This is a genomic window from Nocardiopsis mwathae (assembly GCF_014201195.1).
In the GTDB taxonomy this organism is placed as follows: domain Bacteria; phylum Actinomycetota; class Actinomycetes; order Streptosporangiales; family Streptosporangiaceae; genus Nocardiopsis_C; species Nocardiopsis_C mwathae.
Genome location: NZ_JACHDS010000001.1, coordinates 5,427,946 through 5,445,236, shown reverse-complemented (window position 1 = coordinate 5,445,236; position 17,291 = coordinate 5,427,946). Strand labels below are relative to the sequence as shown.

Here is a 17,291-nt window from a genome sequence, read left to right as displayed (position 1 = left end):
CCTTACCTCCCGGAGCCCGCTTTAAGGCTAGATCTTTCGGCGTACTCCCGGCTCAAGGATGCCGACCCTGGGCGTACCCACACACAGCGCGGCACGCAACAGACTGCTGGCATCAGGACCCGACGTGCGACACGAATGAGAAGGAGGTAGCGATGGCGATTCAAGCCGAAGAGCTGACTAAGAGCTTCGGTTCCACCTCAGCGGTCCGCGAGCTGAGTTTCACCGTCCGGCCGGGGGTCGTGACGGGCTTTCTCGGGCCGAACGGCGCGGGGAAGTCCACGACCATGCGGCTGCTCTTGGGGCTGGACCGGCCCACGGCCGGGCGCGCTCTGATCGACGGCGAACCGTTCGCAGAGCACCCCGCTCCGATGCGTGTTGCCGGTGGGCTTCTGGACAGCGATTTCTTCCACCCCTGGCGAAGCCCCCGCACCCACCTGAGAGCGCTCGCTCACACGCACTCCATCCCTGTTGGCCGGGTCGACGAGGTTCTGGAACTGGTGGGGCTCTCCGACGCCGGGCGTCGTCGCGCCGGGGGTTTCTCCCTGGGGATGCGGCAGCGATTCGGGTTGGCCACGGCTCTGCTGGGCGACCCGGGGACCCTTGTCCTCGACGAGCCGTTCAACGGGCTGGACCCGGAGGGAATCCGCTGGCTCCGCGATCTACTGACCGGCTTGGCGGACGAGGACCGCACCGTCCTGGTCTCCTCACACCTGATGGCGGAGATCGCAGAGATCGCCGAACGGGTCATCGTCATCGGACGTGGCGCGCTCATCGCCGACGCCTCCATGAACGAGTTCACCAACGACGGACGCGTGTTCCGGGTGACCGCATCGGATTCGGCGGGCCTGGCTCGTGCGCTCGGACAGCTCGGCGGCGAGTGCACTCCGCTCGGTAACCGGACGCTCGACGTGTCGGGCGTGGAGCGGAACGACATCGACCTGGTCGCCCGTGAACAGGGGATCGACGTGTACGAGGTTCTCACCCAGGGCCACTCACTGGAGGAGACGTTCATGAGGTTGACCCAGGACGCGGTGGAGTACCGCGGAGCGACGCGGAAGGGGTGACGAAGGTGACGACGCGAACAGGGCAGGAGCTCGACCAGGCGCGCCTCAGCTGGGGCGGGATCGTGCGGTCGGAATGGCTGAAGTTGTGGACGCTGCCACAGACAGCGGTGTTGTACGCGGTCGCCGCGCTGGTGACCGTCGGGTTCGGCTTCGCGGCCGTGGTGGTGGCGAAGGTGGACGCGGAGGGCGGGACCCCGCCACTGGAGATGCTCGTCGACCCCACTCACCTGACTCTGAGCGGTGTAGGGCTGGCGCAGGTGGCCATCGCTGCGCTGGGCGTGCTCGCGGTCAGCTCCGAGTACGGGACCGGTCTCATTCGCTCGACGCTGGCCGCCGCTCCTCGTCGCGGAGGGTTGCTGATGGCCAAGGCACTGGTGCTGGGAGTGTCGACCCTTTTGGTGATGGTCCCGGTGGCGTTGGCAGCGTTCCTCCTCACTCGACCAGGGCTGGAGGACGTGTTGGGTGTCGGGTGGCCGATGGATGCAACGGTTGTCCGCGCGCTGGTGGGAACTGGGGTGTATCTGGCCGGAATCGCCCTGCTGGGGCTGGCTCTGGGGACGATCGTGCGCAGCTCAGCCGGGGGGATCACCCTGATGTTCGGTGTGCTCTTCCTCCTTCCCCTGCTACCTATGGCCCTACCCCGGACCATGGCGGAGAAGGCCGCCGCCTTCCTTCCCACGAGCGCGGGCAGCCAGCTGATGAAGGTGCCCGCGCCGGATGCCGTTCTCGGCCTGGGCAGCAGCGCCGTCGTATTCGGCTGCTACGTTGCCGTCGCACTGGGTGTGGCCTACGTGCTGCTGCGAAGGCGGGACACGCGCTGACGCGCCCCTTGGCGACGCCCGCCACGCGGAACACGTCGGGCTCGAATCGGACAATGGACGGGACGGTGCGTGGATGACCCCGTTGATCAGGCGCGTCACCGAGGGCACGGAGCCCCGATCTGCGGGCTCCCCCCACAACCCATCCTCATCGGGCGCGAGGGCGACGGTCGTCGACTGCGCCGTGCCGGCTGCGCTGTTCCTCCTCGGGCTTCCCCTCCTCGTGGTCAACTACGGACCGGACCCCCTACTCGTGGTCGTCCACGTGTTGCTGTGCGCAGTACTGGTGGGTCGCAGGCGGCACTCCATGACGGTCTTCGCTGTGATCCTGGCGATCTCCCTGGTGTCCTGGCTGGCCGCGGGCGCCCATGTCGGGGGCGAACTGGGGCTGTTCATCGCCTATTACCACGTGCTGGTGCGCAGACCGCCGGGGGCGGGGCTGTCCGCGTCAGCCCTGTTCGCTGTCGGTATCGGCGTCCTCGCGGTGCAACCCTTCCCGGAGCTTCCGCAGAATCTCTTCGGGGAGATCTCCGATGAGGAAGCGCTGCTCCTGAACGCCCTGATCCGCATCGTCACCGCGTTGAGCATGGTCCTTACTGCTCTGGCGACCGGCGTACTGGCGCTCGTGGTACGCAACCGCCGCAGCGCCCTCGCCGCTGCCGAGTCCGAGGCCCGTCGACTCCGGCAGGAGCGTGACCAGCGCGCCCGCTGGGCGAAGGAGGTTGAGCGCACCCGGATCGCCCGTGAGATGCACGACGTCGTCGGACACAGCCTCGGGGTGATGATTTCGCTCAGCGACGGAGCGGTTCTCCTTGCCGAGAAACAGCCCAAGCGCGCCATCGAATCCATGGCCACTGTGGCCGAAACCGGCCGAGCAGCGCTGGCCGAAGTACGCGATGTGTTAGGACTGCTCCGGGACGAGGGCGTTGGGCAACCGTACAGCCGTGATGTGGACGAACTCGTCGACCGGGTACGTGCGACGGGCTTGGCGGTGGACATGGACTGCGCAGTCGATCTCACCCTGTTGCCGGACCGCCTGCGGTTGTGCGTCTTTCGCATCGTCCAGGAGGCGCTGACCAACGTAGCGAAGCATGCGGGGACCGATGCGCGAGCCCATGTCCGGGTCAAGGCCGTAGACGGCCGGATCCGGCTGAGTGTCACCGACAACGGAACGTCGGCCGGCGCAGCGGGGCTGTGGAGCGAAGTGGGCTCGGGCCTGACGGGGCTGGGGGAGCGGGTGAGCATCCAGGGTGGGGAGATCCGGACTGGCCCGCGGCCGGGAGGAGGCTGGGCCGTCGAAGCCGAGTTGCCGATGGGCAGATCGATCTCAGCGAAGGGACAGGCGTGAGCCACCGCATTCTCCTGGTCGATGACCAACCACTCCAGCGGAGGGGGCTGCGGATGATCCTGGAGTCCGAGGCCGACATGGACGTGGTGGGGGAAGCCGGCGACGGCGAGGCCGCCGTGCTCCAGGCACGGTCGCTTCTTCCCGATGTGGTCCTCATGGACGTGCGAATGCCCGAAACCGACGGCATCGAGGCGACCAGCCGGATCATCGCCGCCCACCCCGAGGTGCGTGTCCTCATCCTGACCATGTTCGACCTCGACGAATACGCCTACCCGGCGCTGCGCGCCGGTGCCAGTGGATTCTTGCTCAAGGACACGCGTCCCGAGGAGCTACTGGCGGGTGTGCGCGCGGTGCTGAGCGGAGGCGCGATCGTGGCACCCACGCTGACGCGCCGGCTGCTCGATCTGGTCACACCCCAGCTAGCCGAAAACGAGTGTCCCCGGGATGAGGTCCAGGAGAAGTTGGCGCTACTCACCAACCGAGAACGAGAGGTCCTCATCGAGATCGCCCGGGGGCACTCCAACCTGGAGATCGGCGAGCGACTGCACATGGCGGAAGCCACCGTGAAGACGCATGTCGGCAGGCTCCTTCCCAAGCTGGGCGTCCGCGACCGGGTCCAAGCGGTGATCTTCGCCTACGACGCCAAGCTCGTGGCTCCCCGCCCTGGCGAGGAAGGCTGACCCCGGCCGCACAGTGGAGAGTTGCGGGGCTTCTCCGCAAAGGCGAGTCCCTGGAGCGCCGATGGGGCGACGCAGGGTCCCGCCGGAGTGAACCACGGGCTGCTGTGTTGCTACGTACCCGGTGTGGAGAATGCGAGTGCGACGCTGTGGGCCCATGAGGCCAAGCGCGGAGGCGCGGCTGCTGTGGCGGCCCCGGTGGTGGTCGCGGTGTCCCTGTTCGCGGCCGCTTTCGTGCTCTCGGAGCTGGGGCCGCTCGTGCTGTGGGCCGCGCAGGCGGTTCTCGCACTGACGGCCGGGCTGGCCGCGGTGAGTGTGGCGGGGCGGGAGTGGGCCATGGAGCTCCAGCTCACCCTGCCGGCCTCCTATCCGGTCTCGGTGCTGCGCCGCCTTGCCCCCGCGGCTGGCAGCGTGTTCGTGGCGGGTGCGCTTCCCATCGCCGCGCTGGCCCTGGGGTCTCCCGGCCCGGATCCGTTCCCCGCGGTCGTCGCCGCCTGGGCGTCCTGCGGACTGTGCATGGCCGCCGGCCTCTGGGGCACGGTGCGTACCGGCTCCGCTGCAGCAGGGTCGGGCCTGGTGATGGGGGTGTGGTCGGCGAAGGTGCTCTTCGTGAACGGGCTGGTCGTCCTCCCTCTGCCGCAGGCCGCCCTGGTGGCACCCATCGCGGCGCTCCTGCTGTGGCTCGTGGTGCGGAGACTGGGTGATGCCGAGAGCCTGATGGAGATGGAGAAGCGACGAGAATGACAGCCATGTCCTTCGTCCCGGCTCTTGCCGGGACACTGCGGTATGAGGCGTACATGGCGGTGCGGCGCCGGACCCTGTGGTTCGCGGTGGCTCCCCTCTCTCTGCTGGCGCTGGTGGCCGCCTGGCGCTCTCCCGCCGAGATCGCCGATGGGGTGGCCCACGTCGGCGAAGCCGCCCCGTTCACCGGCGTCCTGTGCACGCTGGGTATCGGGGTGGCGCTGGCCGACCGGGTGGAGCGGGGGCTGCGCCCCGGCCTGGGCGAGCTCGTGGCCGCCGCCCCCTGTCCTGCCGGGGTCCGGCTGCCCGCGCTGCTCGCCGCGCCGCTGGGGGTGGCCCTGCTTCCGCCGCTGCTGGTGGTACTGGTGTGCGCGGTTCCGGCGGCGATGGCCGACGGTGGTCCGGGGCCGCTGGCCGCGGCGGCGGGCGCCTTCCTCCTCGTCATCGTGCCGGGGGCGGTGGTGCTGACCGCCTTCGCCGCGCTCATGGGCGTTCTGCTGCCGGTGGCGCTGGCACGGGTGGTCACCGCGGTGGTGTGGCTGTGGTCGACGATCGCCTCGCCCGCGCTGATGCCGCTGCCCACGCCCACCGGGACCCTGCTGTCCCCGGGCGGCGGCTACCCGGCAGCGGCGTGGTTGGGGGCCCGGCCGGTGTGGGCGAACCATGAGCTGTCGGGGGTGCTCAGTCCCCCGCCGGGCACCGGCTCAGCCCTGGTGAACCTCACCGTCCTGGCGGCCCTGACCGCCGCCTTCCTTCTCCTCACCGGGCTGGTCGCGGGGCGGCGCCGATGAGACACGGCAGCGACGATCAGGCGGAAAGCGGGCGCATGGACATCCGGGTCAGCGGGCTGACGAAGGCCTTCCGGGGTGGCGTGCGTGCCCTGGACGGGGTGGACCTGGCGGTCGGGGGCGGCGTGCTCGGCCTGCTGGGTGGCAACGGGGCGGGCAAGACCACCCTGATGCGTGTCCTGTCCGGAGTCCTGCGCCCAAGCGCCGGGCGGGTCACGGTGGGCGGGCACGACCTCGCAACCGCGAGCGGCCGCCGGGCCGCCCAGCACTCCACCGGGTACCTGCCGCAGGAGCTGACCCCCTACCCGGACCTGACCGGCTGGGAGTTCCTCGACTACATGGCGCTGCTCAAGGGGATCGGCGACCGCAGGGCCCGCCGCGCCCAGATCGAGGAGCTGCTGGTCCAGGTCGGTCTGGCAGAACGGGCCGACCGCAGGATCGCCACGTACTCCGGCGGGATGCGGCGGCGTATCGGTATCGCGCAGAGCCTGCTCGGCGACCCCGGGCTGCTCGTCGTCGACGAGCCCACCGCGGGCCTCGACCCCGAGGAGCGGTTGCGCTTCCGTTCGCTGCTGGCGTCGCTGGGGCGGGAGCGCACGGTCGTGCTGAGCACCCACATCCTCGACGATGTGGCGCAGAGCTGTCCCCGGGCGGCGGTGTTGAGGGGCGGCCGCCTGGTCTTCCACGGCGCGGTCAGCGAACTGACCGCCGTGGGGCGCGGCCGCGTCTATGAGGTGCCGGTCGGCACGCCTTTGAAGGAAGACACTGCGGTGGTCCACGCGTCCCGGTCGGTACTCCGGGTCGTCGCCGCCGAGCCACCGCCCGGCGGGCGGCCCGCCGCCCCGAACCTGGAGGACGGCTACATCGCACTCATGCGTTGGGGTGCCGGGGAAGGAGAGTGGGCTCAGGGCACCCGCGGGGAGTCGGTCCCGGGTGTATTGCCATAGCCCGACCTGGCGACGTCGCCGCCGGTGTCCCCTGACGGCCCTGGGGGTGCGCCGCGGCGCACCCCCAGGGCCGTGCCGCCTCAGCGGACGCCGCTGGAGGTCCGCTCCACCAGGGAGAAGAAGCCCTCCTCCAGGTCGCCGTCCTCGGCCAGGCCGGACAGCGGGCCCTCGTAGCGGGTGCGGCCGTGGACGATCACGCCCACCCGGTCGCAGGTGCGGGCGATCTGGTCGAGCTGGTGGCTGGAGACGAACACCGTCGCCCCCGTCTCGGCGACCTTGCGGAGCAGGGCGCGCATGTCGCGCATGCCGATGGGGTCCAGGCCGTTGGTGGGCTCGTCGAGCACGAGCAGCCGGGGCGAGCCGATCATGGCGATGGCGATGCCCAACCGCCAGCGCATGCCCAGCGAGTAGGCGGAGGCGCGGCGGTCGGCCACCTGGTCCAGGCCCACAAGTGGCAACAGGTGCTCGACGGCGTGGTCGGGGTCCACGCCGCGGAGCAGCGCGTGCGCCCGCAGGTGCTGGCGCGCGTTCATCCGCGGCCACAGGCCCGGTCCGTCGATCAGCGCACCGATACCGCGCAGTGAGTCTCGGGTGAAGGGGCGGCCAGCGATCTCCAGCGTTCCCGAGTCCGGGCGCAGCAGCCCGGCCACCGCCTTCATCAGGGTGGTCTTGCCGGCGCCGTTGGGGCCGAGCAGCCCGTAGACCTCGCCCTCGGTGACCTCCAGGTCCACCCCCTGGAGCGCGGTGTGGGAACCGTAGGTCTTGGTGAGCGCGCTGACGCGCAGTGCCGGGGGCATTAGAGCTCCTTGCGGTCGACGTGGCGGGCCCCGGCGGCGAGCAGCGCGGCGGACAGGGCCAGGGACAGGACAGCGACGATGGGCAGGGGGGCGAGCGAGAGGAGGGGGTCGCCGGGCTGCAGCGGAACCCCGCTGGCTTCGACACCGGCGAGCGGCACCACGGCGCGCATCGGCCACACCATGGGGATGAACCACCAGGCTGCGGTGTCGGCGACGGTCGCGCCCAGCAGGGTGCCGAGCACTCCGATGCCGACCGCGGGCGCGGTGCCCCACCGCTCGGCGATGACCAGGCACAGCGCCAGGGTCGCGGCACCGCCCAGCCAGGGCACCAGCACCCCCGCCGGGACCGGTGCGGCGGCCTGCGGACCGGCGAGCATCACCCCTACCGCCGCCAGCAGCACGGTGAGCAGGAGGGCGCTGCCCAGGCCGAGCACGAGCAGGGCCAGGAACCTGCCGATCAGCAGCCGGTGGCGGGGGAAGGCGTAGGCGTAGACGAGCCGCCGGGACGCCATGTCGGCGCGCACCGACATGGCCGCGTACAGTGCGGCCCCCATCGGCATGGACAGGCCCCAGAACATCAGCGTGACGCTGAACCAGATCCCCCACACGTCGCCGGCGCGCCCTTCGGGGGAGACGGCGGCGATCAGCCCGAGGGGCAGGATCAGGATGAGCGGCAGTGCGGTGGAGAGCCAGAGCGGGAACCCGCGGCGGAGCTTGGTGAGCTCCACTGCGACGACGGTGCCCAGTGCGGGATCATCACGGATCTCCCGCGGTGAGGTGCGGTCGGAGCCGGTGAGGGTCATCTCAGACCTCCTTTCGGTCGATGTACCAGGCGCCGACGGCCACGAGCACGGTGGTGAGGACGGCGGCGGCGCCCAGGATGGCGGGTAGAGCGGCGGGGTCCAGCAGGGGGTGGTCGGGGGCGAAGTAGTCGCCGATGCCGCGTGTTTCCGCGATCGGGATGACCGACCGTGTCGGCCACGCGGGCGGGATGGCCCACCAGTAGGGCTTGTCGCCGGTCAGAGCGCCGAAGAGCATCCCGGCCACGCCGACGCATGCCGGGCCGGCCATGCCCCACGCTTCGGCGGCCAGCAGGCACAGGACCAGCGTGGGCAGGGTCGCCAGGACCGGCACCAGCGTCCCGGGCAGCGCTGTCAGGGCGTCGGCGGGGGTTCCGTGCACCAGGGCCGCGGCGGTGATCAGCGAGGTGAGGAGCAGCGCGGAGGCGGCCCAGAGGGCGGTGACGGTGGCGAGCGCCGCGATGAGGTGGCGGTGGCGGGGGAACGCGTAGGCGTACATCACCCGCTTGGCGTCCTCGTCGGCCTGGTGGGCGCCGATGGCGTACAGCCCCGCGGACATCGGTGCCACGACCGCCCACAGATACAGGGTGAGGGCCAGCCAGTGGTCCCAGACCAGGTCGCGGGTGTCGGTGGGGGCGGTGAACACGGTGAGCGCCAGGAGCGCGCCCATCACCAGGGGTGGGAGGAGCGCGGCCCACAGGGGCAGGCCGTGGCGGAGCCGGGTGAAGGCCAGTGTGCTCAGGAGGGCGAGGGGCGGATCGTCCCGTGCGGTGGCGCGGGTTCTCCCGGTCAGCTCCGAGGTGGTCATCGCCGACTTCCTTCCGACGCGTTTCGATTGCGTGGAAGTACGTAGCGAACCGAGGGAGGTCGGTTCAGAGGCGCATGAGGGCGTGCGGGCCCGTCCTGGTCACCGTCCGCCCGCGCGGAGGTCGCGCATGAGGGCCGCGTACCCCTCTTCCATGGTGGGCGGGACCGGGCGTGCTCCAGGCGGCGCGTTCTCGGCGATCACGCGCCGCGCGACCCCGCCGCAGGGGTCACCCGCCTCGGCGGCGTCGGAAGGCAGTTCGAAGACGCGGTCGGCGGCGATCTCGGTGAGATCCCCGGCGGGCCCGGTGTAGACCGTCCGTCCCCGGTCGAGCACCGCGACCTGGGAGCACACCGCCTGCACATCGTCGAGGAGATGCGTCGAGACCACCACCGTGCGCCCCGCACCGATGCCGTTGAGCAGGACGCGCAGGCGGATGCGCTCCTCAGGGTCCAGGCCCTCCGTCGGCTCGTCCAGCAGGACCAGGCGCGGGTCGCCCATGAGCGCCTGGGCCACCCCGACACGGCGCCGGGTCCCCGCCGACAGCGCCCCCATCGCCCGGTCGGCGTCGTGGTCCAACCCCAGGCGGCCGATGAGGTCGTCGGCCTGGCGGCGGCGCTCGGCCGGGTCCGCGACGGCCTTGAGCAGCCCGGCGTAGTCAAGGAAGGCGCGGGGCGACATGTCCGCCGGGAGCTCGGCCGCCTGGGGCAGGTACCCGAGCTCCCGCCGCAGCGCGCGGCGGCCCGACCGTGTCCGCAGGTCGTGGCCGCCGACCCGGATACGGCCGACACGCGGGGTGAGGACCCCCGAGAGCAACCGCAGCAGCGTGGTCTTGCCCGCGCCGTTCGGGCCCAGCAGCCCCAGGATCCCCGGTCCGAACTCGACGTCGACCCGGTCGAGGACCCGATGCCGCCGGTAGGTGTGTGCGAGGCCCTCGACTACCAGACGCACAGCCACGCCCCAGCCCCACCGCGGTGGTTCAGTCTGCGGCCAGTGACCGGTCGGGGCGGGAGACCAGCCACACCGCCGCGGCCAGAATCACCGCCGTCAACACCAGATTCGGCGGAGTAGTCGTCCATAGCGGGCCGATCGTAGCGGACACCGGTCCCGGCAGGGCGCCGATCCATCCGCCGTTCAGGGCGATGGCGACGCTCATCAGCCACGACCCGAGGCCCATGGCGGCGCCGACCGCGGGGGCGCGCCACACCGTGCCGAAGGCGGTCAGCGCGGTGCCCAGCAGCGCGGGCCCCAGCCAGGAGGCGATCAGCGCGGCCGCGTCCTGCGGCGCGCCCGAGAGCACCGCCGCGGCCACCGACGCCCCGGCGGAGGCGGCCAGCACCGCGCCCGTCACGAACGCCAGCCGGACCAGCCACACCACCGCCGGGCCGACACGCATCGCGTGCATCATCTCGGCGCCCGGCGACCGGCGCGGGGAACAGACCACCAGGGCCGCCCCCACGGTCAGCAGCGTCACGCCGAGCCCGAAGGCCAGTGCGCCGAACACCGGGTCGGGCACCCGCCACACGAAGGCGAGCAGGGCGGCCAGGCCGAGGCCGGTGAGCGGCCACAAGGCGATGGGCACCTGGCGGGCCTGGCGCAGCAGCAGGGCCGCGACCAAGCGCGCAGCTCCCGCGGCGGACAGGGCACGGGCACCACCTCCGGCGTCGGGAGCCTGCTGCGCGGCGAGGGCGGGCGCCACGAGCTCGTCGAAGGACGGCGGCCGCACCTCGGCCTCGGCGCCCTTGAGGACGGAGGCGAGCCGCTCGGTGCCCGCGACCCGGGCCGAACACGAGGCACACGCCTGCAGGTGGGCGCGCAGGCCCTGTAGCGCATCCCTGGTGCCCCCGGGCGAGCGCGCGAGCCGCAGGACGTCGTCGTCGGTCAGATGGGGCATCTCAGTTCCCCCGTCCCTCACACAGCGCGGCGCACAGCAGCGCACGCGCCTTGGTCATCCGGCTCTTCACCGTGCCCACGGGGATACCGAGGACCTCGGCGATGTCGGCGTACGGCAGCTCCTCGACCAGTGCCAGCACCACCACCTCGCGGTGGCGCCGGGGCAGGGCCGCGATCGCCGCCAGGATCTCCCGGTGCCCGGCGGCTGCGAGCACCTTGGCCTCGACATCGGCGCCGCGGTCCACCGGGTGGCACACGTCCTCGGCGTCCAGGGCGACTTGTACCGGCTCGATGCGCCGCAGCCGGTTGTGCGCCTGGCGGCGGGCGACCCCGAGCAGCCACCCGCGCACCGACGACTCGCCGCGGAAGGTCCGGGCCGAGCGCCATACCGCCAGCCAGCTCTCCTGCAGCAGCTCCTCCGCCGTTGCGCGGTCGGAGGTCAGTCGGCGCAGCAGGCGCAGCATGGCCGCGGAGTGCCGCTCATACAGGCCGCGGAGGGCGGACTGGTCCCCCGCGGCCGCGGCGGCGAGCAGTCCGCGGTCGGTATCCGCGTCGGTGTCAGTCTCCACACCGGGTACGTAGCACCCGGACACCGCGGGGTTCATCCGGTGTCAGATGTCGCGGACCTCGCGCGCCCAGGCGCGGAGGCCGGCCTGGAAACCCTGGCGGTCGCAGGGCGAGAGGCCTTCCAGGGCGCGCAGGATCGGGGCGGCGCGGGCGGCGACCAGTGACTCGACCAGGGGGCGGCGCCCCTCGGGGACGCTGATCAGGGCGCGGCGGCGGTTGTCCGGGTCCTCCTGGCGGCTCAGCCAGCCGGTCCGGACGAGGTCGCCGACCACCTCGCTGGCCGTCGCCAGCGACACGTCGAGCCGCCGGGCGATCGCGGTGACGGTGAGCGCGTCCTCGGCCACCAACTGGGTGAGCACGGCCCCGTGGCGCGGGGTGAGCCGGTGGTCCTCGAAGAGGGTGCGCAGTTCGGCGGGCATGTCGGCCATGGCTCGGGCCGGGTGGAAGTACCCGGCGAGCAGCGGGATGAAGCCGAGGATCTCCCGGGCCTCCTCCGGGGTCGGTGCCCGCGTCTCCGCCTTCGAGGTCTTGTCGGTCACACCCGGAGTTTATATCTTCGGATTTCCAAACTGTTCGTATATCCGAAGGGTGATCCTGTGATCCGCTACGAGGACGCGGTCAACGACGCGCTGCTGCGCCTGGACGACCTGGGCTACGAGCGCGGAGCCGGCGATTTCTCCAACCACGGGCCGATGGCGGCCGAGGCGCTGGCCGCGCTGGGCCACGGCGACCAGGTGGCGACATGGGTGACCCGCTACCGGGGCGCCATGGAACACCACGAGCCGCCCACACCGCGCTTCGGTATCGACCTCGCCGACGCATCCTCCTGGCGCCCGGCGTTGGGCGAATTCGGCCGGGTCGGGGAATGGGAGTACGCCTTCCGCCGGGAACTGGCCGACGCACCGTGGCGCGACGTCCTCACCCGCTGGTGGCCGCGCCTCATCCCGGGCATGCTCAGCGGCCTCACCCACGGCCCGATCCGCACCGCCCACGCCGTGCGCAGCCTCGCCGCCACGCCCACTCCCAGCGACACGCAGCTGACCGAGTTCGCGCGGGCGCTGGCCTACTGGGCCGCGCGGTTCCACCCCCTGCCCGGAGAGGCCCGCCTGCACGGCGCCTCCTCCCTCGGCTCCGCCATCGCCGCGCTGCCCCGCCGGTCCCCCGACGGCAGCCCCATGCCGCCGCCGGAGCGGCTGAGCCGCATCGGCGAGCACCCCGGCTACCACGGAGCGCTCGACGCCGTCTCCCCCGCCGACCCGCAGTGGCTCATCAGCGAGATGACGGCGGAGTTCGCCGGGGTCTACCTCGCCCACCCCGAGGTCTTCCCGGTCCCGCTGATCCACGGCGTCACCGCGCCCGCGGCGATCCGGCTCGTCCTGCCGCACCTGCCGACCGAACTGCACTCACCGACGCTGGCGGCGCTGTGGCAGGTCCACGTGGCCCTACTGCTGGCCTTCACCACCGACAGGCGCGACGAGGACCGGGCGGCCGCCCTGGCCCGGGAGGAGGACGTCCCCGCGCTCAGCGAGCTGATCGCGCGCGGCGCCGAGCACGTCGACGAACACGTCATCAAGTTCACCGAAGCGTGCGCCCGCGAGTACGCGCTGCGGCCGGACGCCCGCTACCCGGCGGCGCTGCACGCCGCCCAGCAGCGCATCCCGGCCCAGGGGGTGGCGGCGGTGCCGTCCGACTGAAGCGTCCGGCCGCGCCCGCGCCCGATGGCGGGGCGGGGACCGCACCCCAGCGCCGCGGAACGTGGTGGGGCCGACACGCCCGATTACACGCCACACACGCCCCAACACCGCAGTTACCCACGCGTCGAAATTGTCCCGCGATTCCACCACGGGATCTCGAATGCGCCCTTTTAGAATGAGATGCGCATCACATCGCTCTGTCCGACTTCCCAGAACGCACGAGTTCGGAAGGGACCCACGTCGATGGCCGATCACCGGGAACCGGGAGACTCGCCCGATCAGCAGCACACTCCGCGACCAACCCCCCACGTCCCGCATCCCCCGACACGCGTTTCGCGTCGTTCCACCCTGCGCACGGCCGGTGGCGCGCTGGGAGCGCTCGTCTCCGCGCCCCTGCTCGCCGCCGCACCGCCCGCACGCGGCGCCGCGGTGTCCGGCACCGCGCCGCGCGACGACGCCAGCGGCTACGAGGAGCCCTGTCCCGCGCCCGGCTCCGGCACACCGCCGAAGCGCCAGATGCGCGCGGCGTGGATCGCCTCCGTCGTCAACATCGACTGGCCCAGCGCCCGCGGGCTCGACGTCGCCACTCAGAAAGCCGAGCTGACCCGGCTCTACGACGAAGCGGTCAGCCACCGCCTGAACGCGGTGTTCGTGCAGATCCGGCCGACAGCGGACGCCTTCTGGCACTCCCCGTTCGAGCCCTGGTCGGAGTGGCTGACCGGAACACAGGGCGTCGACCCCGGGTACGACCCGCTGGACTTCGCCATCACCGAGGCGCACAAGCGCAACCTGGAGTTCCACGGCTGGTTCAACCCGTACCGCGTCTCCATGCACAACGACATCAGGCGCCTGGTGGCGAGCCATCCGGCGCGGCGGCACCCCGACTGGGTCTTCGAGTACGGCGGGCGCTTCTACTACGACCCGGGCATCCCGCGGGTCCGCGCCTTCGTGCAGGACGCCATGCTCCACGCCGTCCAGCACTACGACATGGACGGGGTGCACTTCGACGACTACTTCTACCCCTATCCGGTCAGCGGGCAGCGGGTGCCCGACCAGGCCACCTACGCCCGCTACGGCGGCCGGTTCGAGCGCATCGAGGACTGGCGGCGGCACAACATCGACCTGCTGGTCCGGGAGATGGGCGAGCGGATCAAGGCGGCCAAGCCGCACGTACGGTTCGGGATCAGCCCGTTCGGGATCTGGCGGAACCGGTCCAGCCACCCGGAGGGGTCCGATACCAGCGGGTTCGAATCCTTCGACGGCATCTTCGCCGACTCCCGGAAGTGGGTGCTGGAGGGCTGGCTGGACTACATCAACCCGCAGGTGTACTGGGAGATCGGCCTGAAGGTCGCCGACTACGCGAAGCTGGTGCCGTGGTGGGCGGGCGTGGCCGGCAGGACCCGCACCCACCTCTACATCGGGCAGGCCGCCTACAAGGTGGGCAACCCCGGGGCGTGGCAGGACATGCGCGAACTCAGCCGCCACCTCGCCTTCAACCGCGACTACCCGCAGGTCGACGGGGACGTGTACTTCAGCGCGATCCGGTTGCGGACCACCGCGGCCGAGGCGATGCGGATCGTGGTCGAGGACCACTACCAGCGCCCGGCACTGGTCCCCGTGACCGAAGGGCTCGGCGGCGCGGCCCCGCCCGCTCCGCTGATCACCGACGCCCGCCGCACCGAGCGGGGGGCCGAGGTGGCGGTGCGGCCGCGGCACCGCAGCGACACCACGTACTTCGCGGTGTACCGGCTCCCCGGGGCGGCCGACTCCACCGCACCGCCGACGTGCGACATCGAGGACGCGCGCCACCTCGCGGGGACGGTGCGGTCCGACGGCGAGCCGGCCACGTTCGTCGACACGGAGGTCGCGGGGGGCCCGCACACCTACTACGCGACGGCGCTGGACCGGATGCACCACGAGAGCGAACCGAGCCGGGGGCGCTCGATCAGGTGAGGCCGCGGGCGGGGTGCCGGGCGCCCCGCCGCGCGCCACGCCCGGGCCCAGGTTCCGGGCGCAGCCCGCCCACTATCACCACCGCCCGAAACCGGATCGCCTCCCTGGACGGGGATCCGGAATCCGCCGTGGTTTCCGAAACCTTGCCATGTTCGTTTCTGATTCGGGGTTCTCTCGGGCCCTCGACCCGCTAAAGTTCGATCGGTGGTAGCCACATCCCCGTGACGCACTGCGAAAGAGGCTTGTCCGTGTCCGAAACGGTTCGCTTGACCTGTCCCGTGGGACGCAAGCATGGGGAAATGTGGGGTGGAGGCGCACTCATCCTGCTCGGCATCGCCACCATCACGTTCTCTCCGACCTACTGGGCCAACCTCGTCCTGGGTGTGCTGCTCGTCTCGGTCGGCAGTGCTCTGGCCTGGCACGGCCACCGGATGGACGTGCCGGTGATCGAGGTCGAGGACGGGGAGTTCCGCTACCGCCGGGGTCGCTACATCGTTCGGATCCCGTTCTCCGAGATCGGGTCGTACTACGTACTGCCGGGCCGCACCCGCTCGCTGGGGCTGTGCGATCTCAGCGGCCGCCCCCGCGTCTTCCCGTCGGTCGAGGGCCGCCGCGCGAGCCGCCCCTACCTCCCGCTCACGGGTATGACGTCCCCGGCCAAGATCGAGGCGTTCATGCTCACCGTGGGCATCCCGCCGCGCGACCGGTCGCTGACCGCGGGGAACGGCGGCAAGGGCTGAGCCCCCGGAGCACTGCGATGTGATTCGCATCACATTCACGGGGGGTGTGGGTCGGCTCACCCTCCGAACGGGGGTCCTGGTCAGCGGCTTCGGGGACAACCGGCAGGTCGGCGGGGTCACCGATGGGCGTTGCCGCATGCTTATGTGCGGGCGACAGGCGTTCACATAAAGTCGGAAGCGTGACGCAGTCTCGGATTACCGCCATCCTGACCGTCGCGGCGTTCGCCGCCGCGATGTGGATCATCGAGGTCTTCGACTTCCTGCTCGGCGGGGTGCTGGACCACACCTTCGGCCTGCGCGCGTGGCAGACGGACGCCCCCTGGACGGTGCTGACGGCCCCGTTCATGCACGCCGACTTCCAGCACCTGATGAGCAACACCGTGCCGTTCCTCGTGCTGGGCTCGCTCGTGGCGCTGAGCGGCCTGAGCCGGTTCATGTGGACGACGGTGATCGTGATGGTCATCAGCGGGGTCGGGGTGTGGCTGTTCTCCACGCCGGGCACCCTCACCGTGGGCGCCAGCGGCCTGGTCTTCGGGTACTTCGGCTACACCGTGCTGCGCGGGATCATCGAGCGCAGGACCATCGACATCGTCATCATGATCAGCGTGATCATCTTCTACGGGACGCTGATCTGGGGTGTGCTGCCCCAGCAGGTGGGCATCTCGTGGCAGGCCCACCTCTTCGGCTTCATCGGCGGCCTGATCGCCGCCTACGTGCTGCCCAAGACCGACCGCCCCCGCCCGATCACCCCCGGCCCCGGGTACGGCAGCCCCGGCTACTACAGCTGACGCCGTCCGGCGCCCGGGGATCAGCGGTCAGCGGTCAGCGGTCAGCGGTCAGCGGTCAGCGGTCAGCGGTCAGCGGTCATCCGAGACGATCGGGGTCCGCATGAAGTTCATGAACGACCGCGACGGTGTCGGCCCCCGCTGCCCCTGGTAGCGCGACCCGTAGGCCGGCGACCCGTAGGGCTGCTCGGCGGGCGAGGTCAGCCGGAACATGCACAGCTGACCGATCTTCATACCCGGGTAGAGCTTGATGGGCAGGGTCGCCACGTTGGACAGCTCCAGCGTCACATGCCCGGAGAACCCGGGGTCGATGAAGCCGGCGGTGGAGTGGGTGAGCAGCCCGAGCCGCCCGAGCGAGCTCTTGCCTTCGAGCCGACTGGCGATGTCGTCGGGCAGGGTGATGACCTCGTAGGTCGAGGCCAGCACGAACTCGCCGGGGTGCAGGATGAACGCCTCGTCCCCCTCGGCGGCGACGACCCGGGTGAGGTCCGGCTGCTCGATGGCGGGGTCGATGTGCGGGTACTTGTGGTTCTCGAACACACGGAAGTACCGGTCGAGCCGGACATCGATGCTCGACGGCTGGATCAGCCCGGGGTCATACGGATCGATCTTGACCCGCCCGGACTCGACTTCGGACCTGATATCACGATCGGAGAGCAGCACGCTGACGAACCTACCCGGTCCGACCCCATGCCGTGGATCCGATCACCCGCAACCCACCTCGGGCGTTACCCACCACCCCGCCGCTTCGGGTACGATAACCTTCGTTGCGAGTCGGGAAACCGGCTCCACAGCGCGGATGTAGTTCAATGGTAGAACTTCAGCTTCCCAAGCTGATAACGCGGGTTCGATTCCCGTCATCCGCTCCAGAACA

19 protein-coding genes and 1 tRNA gene are annotated in these 17,291 nt (G+C 71.3%); 12 read left to right on the top strand and 8 right to left on the bottom strand.

All coding sequences use genetic code 11. From position 1 onward, the window contains the following. Positions 1-152: 152 nt before the first annotated feature. The 7 genes from HNR23_RS23890 to HNR23_RS23860 all read left to right on the top strand — a co-directional run bounded on the left by HNR23_RS23890 (position 153) and on the right by HNR23_RS23860 (position 6,383). Positions 153-1,064, top strand: coding sequence for an ABC transporter ATP-binding protein (locus HNR23_RS23890; RefSeq protein ID WP_184078935.1), 912 nt, complete (start codon positions 153-155; stop codon positions 1,062-1,064). Positions 1,065-1,069: 5 nt separating this feature from the next. After that, positions 1,070-1,885, top strand: a complete 816-nt coding sequence (locus HNR23_RS23885) for an ABC transporter permease subunit (protein WP_184078933.1) — start codon at positions 1,070-1,072, stop codon at positions 1,883-1,885. After that, a complete protein-coding gene (locus HNR23_RS27045) occupies positions 1,782-3,230 on the top strand; it encodes a sensor histidine kinase (RefSeq protein WP_449406843.1) in 1,449 nt (482 codons plus the stop codon). Before HNR23_RS23885 ends, HNR23_RS27045 begins: the two co-directional genes overlap by 104 nt. Beyond that, on the top strand, positions 3,227-3,910 hold the full coding sequence (locus HNR23_RS23875; protein ID WP_184078929.1) for a response regulator: 684 nt from the start codon (positions 3,227-3,229) through the stop codon (positions 3,908-3,910). The genes HNR23_RS27045 and HNR23_RS23875 overlap by 4 nt, the downstream gene beginning before the upstream one ends. A gap of 123 nt (positions 3,911-4,033) precedes the next feature. Beyond that, positions 4,034-4,651: a hypothetical protein gene (locus HNR23_RS23870; protein ID WP_184078927.1), complete on the top strand. Its 618-nt coding sequence runs from the start codon at positions 4,034-4,036 to the stop codon at positions 4,649-4,651. Between the two features lie 5 nt (positions 4,652-4,656). Continuing rightward, positions 4,657-5,439 carry a hypothetical protein gene (locus tag HNR23_RS23865; protein WP_246421844.1) on the top strand — a complete coding sequence of 261 codons (783 nt, stop codon included), beginning with the start codon at positions 4,657-4,659 and terminating at the stop codon, positions 5,437-5,439. After that, a complete protein-coding gene (locus HNR23_RS23860) occupies positions 5,436-6,383 on the top strand; it encodes an ATP-binding cassette domain-containing protein (RefSeq protein ID WP_343070694.1) in 948 nt (315 codons plus the stop codon). Before HNR23_RS23865 ends, HNR23_RS23860 begins: the two co-directional genes overlap by 4 nt. Before the next feature lie 80 nt (positions 6,384-6,463). On the opposite strand, the gene HNR23_RS23855 is transcribed toward HNR23_RS23860, so the two are convergent. The 7 genes from HNR23_RS23855 to HNR23_RS23825 form a co-directional block, all read right to left on the bottom strand. Continuing rightward, positions 6,464-7,180, bottom strand: a complete 717-nt coding sequence (locus tag HNR23_RS23855; RefSeq protein ID WP_184078923.1) for an ABC transporter ATP-binding protein — start codon at positions 7,178-7,180, stop codon at positions 6,464-6,466. Next, a complete protein-coding gene (locus tag HNR23_RS23850) occupies positions 7,180-7,983 on the bottom strand; it encodes an ABC-2 family transporter permease (protein ID WP_184078922.1) in 804 nt (267 codons plus the stop codon). Before HNR23_RS23850 ends, HNR23_RS23855 begins: the two co-directional genes overlap by 1 nt. Before the next feature lies 1 nt (position 7,984). Beyond that, positions 7,985-8,788 carry an ABC-2 family transporter permease gene (locus tag HNR23_RS23845; protein ID WP_184078921.1) on the bottom strand — a complete coding sequence of 268 codons (804 nt, stop codon included), beginning with the start codon at positions 8,786-8,788 and terminating at the stop codon, positions 7,985-7,987. Positions 8,789-8,887: 99 nt separating this feature from the next. Next, positions 8,888-9,736 (bottom strand): ATP-binding cassette domain-containing protein, encoded by an 849-nt coding sequence (locus HNR23_RS23840; RefSeq protein ID WP_184078920.1) that lies wholly within the window; start codon positions 9,734-9,736, stop codon positions 8,888-8,890. Positions 9,737-9,764: 28 nt separating this feature from the next. Beyond that, positions 9,765-10,679 (bottom strand): hypothetical protein, encoded by a 915-nt coding sequence (locus tag HNR23_RS23835; RefSeq protein ID WP_184078917.1) that lies wholly within the window; start codon positions 10,677-10,679, stop codon positions 9,765-9,767. A 1-nt stretch (position 10,680) separates the two neighbouring features. Further along, positions 10,681-11,247: an RNA polymerase sigma factor gene (locus HNR23_RS23830; RefSeq protein WP_343070693.1), complete on the bottom strand. Its 567-nt coding sequence runs from the start codon at positions 11,245-11,247 to the stop codon at positions 10,681-10,683. A 42-nt stretch (positions 11,248-11,289) separates the two neighbouring features. Beyond that, the gene (locus tag HNR23_RS23825; protein WP_184078913.1) at positions 11,290-11,784 is read right to left on the bottom strand and encodes a MarR family transcriptional regulator; all 495 of its coding nucleotides are present in this window, start codon (positions 11,782-11,784) and stop codon (positions 11,290-11,292) included. Positions 11,785-11,841: 57 nt separating this feature from the next. Here HNR23_RS23825 and HNR23_RS23820 point away from each other — a divergent pair, with 57 nt between their 5' ends. From HNR23_RS23820 to HNR23_RS23805, 4 genes are all read left to right on the top strand, one after another. Further along, a complete protein-coding gene (locus HNR23_RS23820) occupies positions 11,842-12,939 on the top strand; it encodes a questin oxidase family protein (RefSeq protein ID WP_184078911.1) in 1,098 nt (365 codons plus the stop codon). A 243-nt stretch (positions 12,940-13,182) separates the two neighbouring features. Further along, positions 13,183-14,892 carry a glycoside hydrolase family 10 protein gene (locus HNR23_RS23815; RefSeq protein WP_184078909.1) on the top strand — a complete coding sequence of 570 codons (1,710 nt, stop codon included), beginning with the start codon at positions 13,183-13,185 and terminating at the stop codon, positions 14,890-14,892. Between the two features lie 299 nt (positions 14,893-15,191). Next, positions 15,192-15,632, top strand: a complete 441-nt coding sequence (locus HNR23_RS23810) for a hypothetical protein (protein ID WP_184078907.1) — start codon at positions 15,192-15,194, stop codon at positions 15,630-15,632. A 179-nt stretch (positions 15,633-15,811) separates the two neighbouring features. Then, entirely contained in the window at positions 15,812-16,420 is a 609-nt protein-coding gene (locus HNR23_RS23805; RefSeq protein ID WP_184078905.1) for a rhomboid family intramembrane serine protease, read from the top strand. Positions 16,421-16,489: 69 nt separating this feature from the next. Here the strand turns inward: HNR23_RS23805 and dcd are convergent, their stop codons facing one another. Further along, the gene (gene dcd, locus HNR23_RS23800; RefSeq protein WP_184078903.1) at positions 16,490-17,080 is read right to left on the bottom strand and encodes a dCTP deaminase; all 591 of its coding nucleotides are present in this window, start codon (positions 17,078-17,080) and stop codon (positions 16,490-16,492) included. Positions 17,081-17,212: 132 nt separating this feature from the next. Here dcd and HNR23_RS23795 point away from each other — a divergent pair. Beyond that, positions 17,213-17,286 (top strand) — tRNA-Gly (locus HNR23_RS23795). Positions 17,287-17,291: the final 5 nt, after the last annotated feature.

Excerpts from the sequence above, each read along its gene's own strand:
- HNR23_RS23890 (WP_184078935.1), top strand. The coding sequence starts at position 153 with ATGGCGATTCAAGCCGAAGAGCTGACTAAGAGCTTCGGTTCCACCTCA.
- HNR23_RS27045 (WP_449406843.1), top strand. The coding sequence starts at position 1,782 with ATGCCGTTCTCGGCCTGGGCAGCAGCGCCGTCGTATTCGGCTGCTACG.
- HNR23_RS23865 (WP_246421844.1), top strand. The coding sequence starts at position 4,657 with ATGTCCTTCGTCCCGGCTCTTGCCGGGACACTGCGGTATGAGGCGTAC.
- HNR23_RS23860 (WP_343070694.1), top strand. The coding sequence starts at position 5,436 with ATGAGACACGGCAGCGACGATCAGGCGGAAAGCGGGCGCATGGACATC.
- HNR23_RS23855 (WP_184078923.1), bottom strand. The coding sequence starts at position 7,180 with ATGCCCCCGGCACTGCGCGTCAGCGCGCTCACCAAGACCTACGGTTCC.
- HNR23_RS23850 (WP_184078922.1), bottom strand. The coding sequence starts at position 7,983 with ATGACCCTCACCGGCTCCGACCGCACCTCACCGCGGGAGATCCGTGAT.
- HNR23_RS23845 (WP_184078921.1), bottom strand. The coding sequence starts at position 8,788 with ATGACCACCTCGGAGCTGACCGGGAGAACCCGCGCCACCGCACGGGAC.
- HNR23_RS23835 (WP_184078917.1), bottom strand. The coding sequence starts at position 10,679 with ATGCCCCATCTGACCGACGACGACGTCCTGCGGCTCGCGCGCTCGCCC.
- HNR23_RS23815 (WP_184078909.1), top strand. The coding sequence starts at position 13,183 with ATGGCCGATCACCGGGAACCGGGAGACTCGCCCGATCAGCAGCACACT.
- HNR23_RS23810 (WP_184078907.1), top strand. The coding sequence starts at position 15,192 with ATGTGGGGTGGAGGCGCACTCATCCTGCTCGGCATCGCCACCATCACG.